This window comes from Stenotrophomonas sp. HMWF023 (assembly GCF_003060985.1).
GTDB classification, from domain to species: Bacteria; Pseudomonadota; Gammaproteobacteria; order Xanthomonadales; family Xanthomonadaceae; genus Stenotrophomonas; species Stenotrophomonas lactitubi.
Map to the genome: position 1 here is coordinate 1 of NZ_QAIJ01000149.1, position 8205 is coordinate 8205.

Sequence of the window (8205 nt, forward strand, 5' to 3'; positions counted from 1 at the left end):
CGATGGCCTGCGTTACTTCACGCTGGCCGAGTCGCTTGGGGGCGTGGAGAGCCTGATCGCGCACCCGGCAACCATGACCCACGCGGCGATGACGGCCGAAGCACGCACTGCGGCGGGCATCAGCGAAGGCCTGCTGCGGTTGTCGGTTGGCATCGAAGGCGAGCGCGACCTGCTGGCGGATCTGGGCGCTGCACTGACGCGCGCCGGGGCGGTGATCGATGCGGTGGCGCGTGGCAAACAGGTGGCAGACGCATGAGCGCTTTGCCTGTCGAAATTCCGCTGCTGGGTACCGGCCGCTTGGCGCTGCTCGGAACCGGCACCGTCGGTTCGGCCTTCGTACAGCGCTACCAGGCGCTGCAGGCACGTGGGCTGGAGTTGCCCAGCGTGCAGTGGCTGGCCAATTCGCGCACGGCGCTGGCGATCGACCGTGATCTGGCGTTGCCGCTGGAACTGGCACGCCGTGCGCCGCGCGATGGGCAGAGTTCGCCACCGTGGGCCAGCGCCGAAGGTCTGGAACGTGGTGACGTGGTGGTTGATGCCACCGCCAGCGAAGACGTAGCGGCGCGCCATGTGCAGTGGTTGGCGCGCGGCGTGCACGTGGTGACCGCCAACAAGCTCGGCCGTGGCGCGCACCTGTCGCGCGCGCAGGCCATCGCCGACCGTTGCGCCGACAGCGGTGCGCGCTATGGCGACAGCGCCACCGTCGGCGCCGGCCTGCCGTTGCTCAGCAGCCTGCGTGCGCTGGTTGCCGGTGGTGACCACATCCATGCCATCGAGGGTGTGCTCTCCGGCTCGCTGGCGTGGCTGTTCAATCGTTATGACGGCCAGTCACCGTTCTCGGCAGCGGTGCGTGAAGCGCTGGCGGCCGGTTACACCGAGCCCGACCCGCGACTGGATCTCTCCGGCGAGGATGTGCGCCGCAAGTTGTTGATCCTCGCGCGCAGCAGCGGATTGGCGCTGGACGCTTCGCAGGTGCAGGTCGATTCACTGGTGCCGGATACGCTGGCGGCGTTGTCGCTGGAAGATGCAGTGAACGCGCTGGAGCAGCTGGATGCACCGCTGCAGGCGCGTTGGCAGCAGGCGCGCGAGAACGGTCGGGTGCTGCGTTTTGTCGGGCGCGTCGATAGCCAGGGTGCGCAGGTGGGCCTGCGCGAGCTGGCAGCCGACCATCCGCTGGCGCAGGGCGCGGGCACCGACAACCGCGTGGCCATCCACAGCGATCGCTACCGCGCGCAGCCGCTGTTGATCCAGGGGCCGGGCGCGGGTGCGGAAGTCACCGCAGCGGCGCTGCTGGATGACGTGCTGCGGATCGTGCGCTGACCTCAGCCGCCGCTGCGCTCGCCGGGCATGGCCCGGCGCTACCCATACCGATCCTGGTAGTGCCGGGCCATGCCCGGCGGTCATGGAACGTCAACGCGCTTTGAGTGCCTTCAACAACGCCGCATTGAACTGCTTCGGATCCTGCACCTGCGGCGAATGGCCCAGCGCCGCGAACTCGACCAGCGTCGAGCCTGCAATCGCCGCGGCGGCCGCCTTGCCCAGTACCGGGTAATTGCCCAGCGCCGCCTTCAGTTCGGGCGATGCCTGGTCACGACCGATCGCTGTGCGGTCCTTCTGGCCGATGAACAACGTGGTCGGCACCTGCAGATTCTTCAGTTCATGGACGACGGGTTGGTTGAACACCATGTCCGAGGTCAACGCCTGGCTCCAGGCAACCTGCTGCTTGCCCGGGCCCTCGTACATGCCCGACTGCATGCGCGCCCACGGTTCGTACGCCGGCTTCCACTTGCCGTCGTAGTACACGTCCAGCTGGTAGCGGCGGATGCTGTCATAGCTGATGTTCATTTCGCCGGCATACCACGCGTCCACGCTGCGCCAGGGCACGCCCAGCGCCTTCCAGTCTTCCAACCCGATCGGATTGACCAGCGACAGACTGCGCAGCTCCTTCGGATACATCAGCGCATAGCGGATGGCCAGCATGCCGCCCATCGAGTGACCGACCACATGCACCGGCACGTCACCCAGCTGCAGCTGCTGCAGCAGCGTGTGGGTATTGTCGGCAAGCTGCCCGAAGGAATACTGGTAGCGCTCGGGCTTGCTCGATTTGCAGAAGCCCACCTGGTCCGGCGCGATCACCCGGTAGCCAGCAGCCACCAGCGGCTTGATCGTCTCCTTCCAGGTCGCTGCGCAGAAGTTCTTGCCATGCAGCAGCACCACCACGCCGATCGGCTTCTTCTTCGGCGCGACATCCAGATAGGCCATTTCCAGCGGCTGGCGCTGCGATTCCAGCGCAAAGGTCTTCACCGGATAGCCGTAATCGAACCCTTCCAGCCGCGGCCCGTAGGTTGGCGCAGCGAGAACGGACAACGGAACGCAGGCAAGCAGGGCAGCAGCGATCACGCGCATGGGACATTCCGGAGCAGGGGAACGCCCGAGCCTAACCGCAAAGCGGTGACGACGCCGTCCGGTGTAGAGCCGAGCCCATGCTCGGCTGCACAGTAGAGCCAGGCCATGCCTGGCTGCGCCAATCATCAGCACTCGATGACGTTCACCGCCAGTCCGCCGCGGCTGGTTTCCTTGTACTTGTCCTGCATGTCGCGGCCGGTGTCGCGCATGGTCTTGATGACCTTGTCCAGCGACACCTTGTGCTTGCCGTCGCCGCGCATGGCCATGCGCGAGGCGTTGATCGCCTTCACCGCACCCATCGCATTGCGCTCGATGCACGGAATCTGCACCAGACCGCCGATCGGGTCGCAGGTCAGTCCCAGGTTGTGCTCCATGCCGATTTCCGCCGCGTTCTCGATCTGGCTCGGGTTGCCGCCCAGCGCCGCGACCAGACCACCGGCAGCCATCGAACAGGCCACGCCGACCTCGCCCTGGCAGCCCACTTCGGCGCCGGAAATCGAGGCGTTTTCCTTGTACAGGATGCCGATCGCCGCGGAGGTCAGCAGGAAGTCGAACACGCGCTGTTCGTTCGCGCCGGGGCAGAAACGGTCGAAGTAGTGAAGCACCGCCGGCAGTACACCCGCCGCACCGTTGGTGGGCGCGGTGACCACGCGGCCACCGGCGGCGTTCTCTTCATTCACGGCCAGCGCGTACAGGTTGACCCAGTCCAGCGTGGTCAGCGGATCGCGCATCGCCGCTTCCGGCTTCGATGACAGTTCGCGGTACAGCGCCGGTGCGCGGCGGCCCACTTTCAGGCCACCGGGCAGCACGCCCTCCTCACGGATGCCACGCGCCACGCAGGCCTGCATCGCGCTCCAGATCTCGCGCAGGTTGTCGCGGATCTCGTCTTCCGTGCGCCAGCACTTCTCGTTCTCGAACATCAACTGGGCGATGCTCAGGCCGCTGCGGGCGGTCTGCGCGAGCAGCTCGTCGCCGCTCTTGAACGGGTAGGGCAACGGCGTTTCGTCCGGCACGATTCGGTCATCGGCCGCGTCGTCCTGGTTGACCACGAAGCCGCCGCCCACCGAGTAGTAATCACGGGTGGCCAGCACTTCGTCATCGGCGTTGTACGCGGTGAAGCGCATGCCGTTGGTGTGGTAGGGCAGCTTCTGCCGCTTGTTCAGGCCGAGGTCGCGCTTTTCGTCGAAGGCGATCTCGTGCTGGCCCATCAGGACGATGCGCTTGCTGCTGCGGATGCGCTCCAGCGTGGACGGGATGATGTCCGGGTCGATCAGGTTCGGACGCTGCCCTTCCAGGCCAAGCAGGATCGCCTTGTCGGTGCCGTGGCCACGACCGGTCAGCGCCAGCGAGCCGTACACATCGGCACGGATGCGCGCGACCTCCCCCAGCTTGCCCGGGTCGAGCAGCCAGCGATGGATGAAGCGCTCGGCGGCCCTCATCGGCCCGACGGTGTGCGAGGAGCTCGGGCCAATGCCGATCTTGAAAACGTCGAACGTGCTGACAGCCATGGTTTCCGTACTGCGGGTACCGGGAGAGACCGCTATTCTAGCGGTTCACGCCGCACTTCCATGACTGCGGCGCAGCATTTCCGCCAAGGGAGCAAACCCCGGTGTTGACCCTGTTCCAGCGTGACGACTGCCATCTGTGTGACATGGCCCTGGCCGAACTGGCCAAGGCGCGGGCGCCCGAGTTCGAATCGGTGTTCCTCGATGACCAGCCGGCGCTGGAGGCGCGTTATGGGGCGCGGGTGCCGGTGCTGCGTGATGAGACCGGCGGGCGCGAGCTGGACTGGCCGTTTGATGCGGCTGCGGTGCAGGCCTGGTTGGCCGCGGGCAGGTAGCGCCGGGCCATGCCCGGCGAGCGCGTAGCGCGGCCATCGGGGGAAGCCGCCGGGCATGGCCCGGCGCTACCGCGGACGCCAGGGCGTCTTATTTCGCGTCGAACTTCACGATCGTGCTGATCGCGGTTTCGTCGGGGATGGTCTTGGTATCGGCCCAGTCGCCGCCGCCGACACCGAAGTCCAGGCGCTTGACCGTCGCCTTGCCGGTCAGCACCGGCTGTGCGCCGGGCTTCCAGGTGAAGGTGAAGGTGACCGGCTTGCTCACGCCGCGCAGTTCCAGTGTGCCGTCGGCGGCGAACTGGTCATTGCCGAGCGCGCGGAAACCCTTGGCGGTGTAGCGCGCGGTAGCGAACTTGCCGACGCTGAAGAAGTCCGCGCCCTGCAGGGTGGAGTCGCGGTCGCTGTTGCCGCTCTTGGCGCCGGCCAGCGGAATCACCACGTCCAGCGAACCCGCAGCCGGATTGGCCGGGTCGAAGCTGAGCTTGGTGGCAAAGCCCGGGAAGCTGCCGGTGAACACTTCACCGTCGTACTTGGTGGCAAAGGCCAGGAACGAACCGGCACCTGGGGCCTGGGCGTAATCGGCGGCGAGCACCGGTGCGGTGGCCAGCATGCCGGCGAGGGCGGCGGCCACGGCGGCCGGGGTGGTCAGTTTCAGGTTCATCGGTCAGTCCTTCTGGGGAGAGGCGAGCCAGCCACGCGGCAACATCCGGGACAGGGTGGCATCGCGCTGGAACAGGTGGTGGTAGAAGGCAGCACCGGCATGGGCCAGTACCACCGCGATCAACAGCCAGAAGCCGTATTCGTGCAGGGCATGGGAAACCGCCACGACCTGCGGGTCCGGTCCGCTCAGCTTGGGTACTTCGACCAGGCCGAACCAGCGGAACGGGCGCAGGCCGCTGGCCGAGTCGTATATCCAGCCCGACAACGGGATGGCGAACATCAGCACATACAGCAGCACATGGGTGGCGCTGGCGATGCGCTCCTGCCAGCTCGGTACGCCCGGTACCGGCTTGGGGGCACCGGCATACAGGCGCCAGCCCAGGCGCAGCACCACCAGTGCCAGCACGGTGATGCCGATCGACTTGTGCGCGGTATAGACCCAGAAGTACTTGGGCGTCTTCGGCAGCTCGCCCATGGTCAGGCCGACGATGCCCAGGGCGAGAATCAGCAATGCGATCAGCCAGTGCAGGGTCTGGCTGACACTCCCCCAGGCGGCGGGGGTGTTCTTGGCGGTCATGAAGGGTCCTTGGTGGCCGTCTGGCTGTCGGAGTGGGGTTGGGGCGCGGGAGTTCCCGGAGAATCGCTGCGGTCGAGCGTGGCTTCAGCCTCGATCCGCACCTGCACCGCATCGCCGATCACACCCGGCCAGGCGGTGATGCCGAAGGCTCGGCGGCTCAGTGTCGTGGTGGCGGAGAAGCCCGCAGTACGCCGGAACGGCGGTAGCGGATAGCGTTTGATCTGGTTCAAGGTCACCTCCAGCGTGACTTCCTGGCTGACGCCGCGCAGGGTCAGGGTCCCGGTCACGTGGGCACGTTTCGCGTCGATTGGTTCGACATGGTGGGAAACGAAGCGGGCGGTGGGAAAGCGTTCGCCGTCGAGCAGGCTGCGCGCCAGCGTGGCCTGGTTCCACTTGGCATCGCCAAGGTCCAGTCGTGCTACCGGAATCTCGACGTCCAGTGTCGCATCGCGCCAGTTGTCGCTATCGAACTGCAGCTGGCCCTGGCTTCCGGAGATCGTACCCAGCGCCTGCGAGTAGCCGGCATGGTCGATGGCGAACAGCACCCGGGTGTGTACCGGATCGATGCGGTAGGCATCGTTGCCTGCCCAGGCGGGGGCGACGGCAAGCAGCATCGGCAGCAGGGCCAGGCAGTGGCGCATCGGCGGTGGACTCATGGAAAAAGACTGTTCGATCATACCCATAGCCTTTGCGCAACGCTGTGTGCATGGCTGCAACAGTTCGTGGTGTCGATGTGGCCGGAAACAGGCTGTTGCAGCGATGGCTGCAGCCCTGTGTGACAATCGGCACAGGACAGGGGGTTCAGGATGACGAGCGGCTGGCGCCGGTGGTGCCAAGGCATTGCAGGAGCAGGTCTGGTGCTGTTGGCGCTTTCCGCGGCAGCCGCGACCTTGGACATGGCAGGTGAAACACCGCGCCTGCGCCGTTTCGGCGCGGCCGAGGGGTTGCCCTCGCGGATGGTGGTCGCGCTGGCCGAAGACCGACAGGGCCATGTATGGGCTGCCACCGACGGCGGCCTGGCCCGCTATGACGGTGGGGAACTGCGGGTGTGGCAGCACGACCCGGCGCAACCGAATTCGCTGCCCGGCAACGAGATCGAAACCCTGCTGGTCGACCCGCTCGACCGGGTATGGGTCGGCATCAACGGCAAGGGGCTTGCCCGCCTGGATGCCGACCGCGAGCGCTTCAAGACCTTCGATTCGGTCACTGAGGGCTGCCAGGGGCAGTTCTGGACGCTGGCCTATGCCGAGGATGCGCTATGGGTCGGCAGCAGCAGCCATGGGGTCTGCCGCTTCGGCGAAGACGGCTCGCTGCGCCATTTCCAGCATGATCCGGCGCAGCCCGGCGGTCTGCCGAGCAACACGATCTACAGCAGCCTGGTCGACGCGCAGGGACGGCTGTGGGTGGGAACCGAATCCGGCCTGGCGCGTTGGAACGGCCATGCCTTCGACGTCGTGGCGCCGCGCGAACTGGCGGCAGTCAGCGTGCTGCGGCTGAGCCGCGATGCCGATGGCGCAATATGGGTTGGCACACAGAATGAAGGCCTGTATCGCATCGATGCGCAGGATCGGGTAACGCGACCGACCTGGGCCGACAGCGCCGGTCTGCGTTCGGCACTGGTGCTGCCCGACAGCCGCGGAGGCTATTGGGCGGGAACCTCCGATGGCCTGCTGCGCGGTGACGGCCAGGTGCTGCGCAAGCTGGAAGGCGACCGTGGCAGCGGCTTCCTGACCGGCCATAGTGGCGTGCTCGACCTGCTGCAGGATCATGAGGGAGGGCTCTGGGTCGCGCTGCTGACCCAGGGCCTGGCCTACCTTCCACCAGACTGGCGGCGCTTTTCGACCTGGTACCAGTTCGATGGCAAGCCGCTGGACAGCCAGTATCTGTTGAGTGCCGCCAGTGACGGTCGCAGCTACTACGTCGGTTCTGCGCACGGTGTCTACCAGATCGATGCGCAGGGGACGTTGAGCCTGCTGGCCAGCGAGCGCGAGCTGGGCGGTGGCGCGGTGTGGTCGGTGCTGCCACGTCCCGATGGGCGGCTGTGGCTGGGGCGCGCGGGACGCATCAGCGTTTATGACCCGGCCACCCGCGCGCTGCGCGACTGGCGCATCGGCGGCGGCTCCGACCTGCGACAGCGGATCGATCTGATGCGGCAGGCGCCTGATGGCACGGTCTGGGTGTCGGTGATGAATCTGGGCCTGCAGCAGCGCAGTGCCGAGGGTCGCCTGTTGCGCAGTTTCGATGGCGCCATGCTGCGTGGTGATACCGATGCACCGGTCGAACAGATCCGCTTCGATGCCACGGGGCGGGCCTGGGTGATGGGGGAAACGGGGATCATGCGTGAGCAGGGTGACCGCTTCGAAGCCGTACCCGGCGTTTCCAGGGGCCCGATCTACGATCTGGTGTGGATCGATCCCCGGCAGATGTGGATCGCACGCCAGGGCGCATTTGAACGCTACCAGTGGGATGGCCTCAGCTTGCGCCTGATCCAGCGCGTCGATGCTGGCGCCGGGGTGCCGCCGGTCAGCATGGGTGGGCTGGCCCTGGCCGCGAACGGGCAGTTGTGGGCGACGACACCGCGTGGCCTGCTGCGCTGGGATCCGAAACAGCGTCGCCTGCAGATATTCAATGAGCGCGATGGCCTGCTCGATGCCGAGTTCACCGGACGCCCGCCGGCGATCGATGCCGATGGGCGGGTGCTGGCGGTTACCCAGACCGGCAT

General features: G+C 66.8%; 9 protein-coding genes. 4 read left to right on the forward strand and 5 right to left on the reverse strand.

Annotation, left to right across the window (positions count from 1 at the left end; translation table 11 throughout):
* Both DBR20_RS08225 and DBR20_RS08230 read left to right on the forward strand, forming a co-directional pair.
* Nucleotides 1–256 (forward strand): PLP-dependent transferase (locus DBR20_RS08225; RefSeq protein WP_181393047.1); only part of this gene is annotated, 256 nt, incomplete at its 5' end.
* Nucleotides 253–1320: a homoserine dehydrogenase gene (locus DBR20_RS08230; RefSeq protein ID WP_108265837.1), complete on the forward strand. Its 1068-nt coding sequence runs from the start codon at nucleotides 253–255 to the stop codon at nucleotides 1318–1320. The genes DBR20_RS08225 and DBR20_RS08230, both read left to right, overlap by 4 nt.
* Nucleotides 1321–1410: 90 nt before the next feature.
* Here the strand turns inward: DBR20_RS08230 and DBR20_RS08235 are convergent, their stop codons facing one another.
* Together DBR20_RS08235 and DBR20_RS08240 are read right to left on the reverse strand one after the other, a co-directional pair.
* Complete coding sequence (locus DBR20_RS08235; RefSeq protein ID WP_108265838.1) at nucleotides 1411–2406, reverse strand: alpha/beta hydrolase; 996 nt, start codon at nucleotides 2404–2406, stop codon at nucleotides 1411–1413.
* Between the two features lie 125 nt (nucleotides 2407–2531).
* On the reverse strand, nucleotides 2532–3914 hold the full coding sequence (locus DBR20_RS08240) for an L-serine ammonia-lyase (protein ID WP_108265839.1): 1383 nt from the start codon (nucleotides 3912–3914) through the stop codon (nucleotides 2532–2534).
* A 101-nt stretch (nucleotides 3915–4015) separates the two neighbouring features.
* Here DBR20_RS08240 and DBR20_RS08245 point away from each other — a divergent pair, with 101 nt between their 5' ends.
* Nucleotides 4016–4246, forward strand: coding sequence for a glutaredoxin family protein (locus DBR20_RS08245; RefSeq protein WP_100553251.1), 231 nt, complete (start codon nucleotides 4016–4018; stop codon nucleotides 4244–4246).
* 88 nt (nucleotides 4247–4334) lie between these two features.
* Here the strand turns inward: DBR20_RS08245 and DBR20_RS08250 are convergent, their stop codons facing one another.
* The 3 genes from DBR20_RS08250 to DBR20_RS08260 are packed head-to-tail and all read right to left on the reverse strand — an operon-like array spanning nucleotide 4335 to nucleotide 6124.
* On the reverse strand, nucleotides 4335–4907 hold the full coding sequence (locus tag DBR20_RS08250; RefSeq protein ID WP_100553250.1) for a YceI family protein: 573 nt from the start codon (nucleotides 4905–4907) through the stop codon (nucleotides 4335–4337).
* A 3-nt stretch (nucleotides 4908–4910) separates the two neighbouring features.
* Complete coding sequence (locus DBR20_RS08255; RefSeq protein WP_100553249.1) at nucleotides 4911–5483, reverse strand: cytochrome b; 573 nt, start codon at nucleotides 5481–5483, stop codon at nucleotides 4911–4913.
* A complete protein-coding gene (locus tag DBR20_RS08260; protein ID WP_108265840.1) occupies nucleotides 5480–6124 on the reverse strand; it encodes a YceI family protein in 645 nt (214 codons plus the stop codon). The genes DBR20_RS08255 and DBR20_RS08260 overlap by 4 nt, the downstream gene beginning before the upstream one ends.
* 165 nt (nucleotides 6125–6289) lie before the next feature.
* On the opposite strand from DBR20_RS08260, the gene DBR20_RS22815 reads away from it, so the two are divergent.
* On the forward strand, nucleotides 6290–8205 hold a 1916-nt coding region (locus DBR20_RS22815), incomplete at its 3' end, for a two-component regulator propeller domain-containing protein (protein ID WP_308812608.1).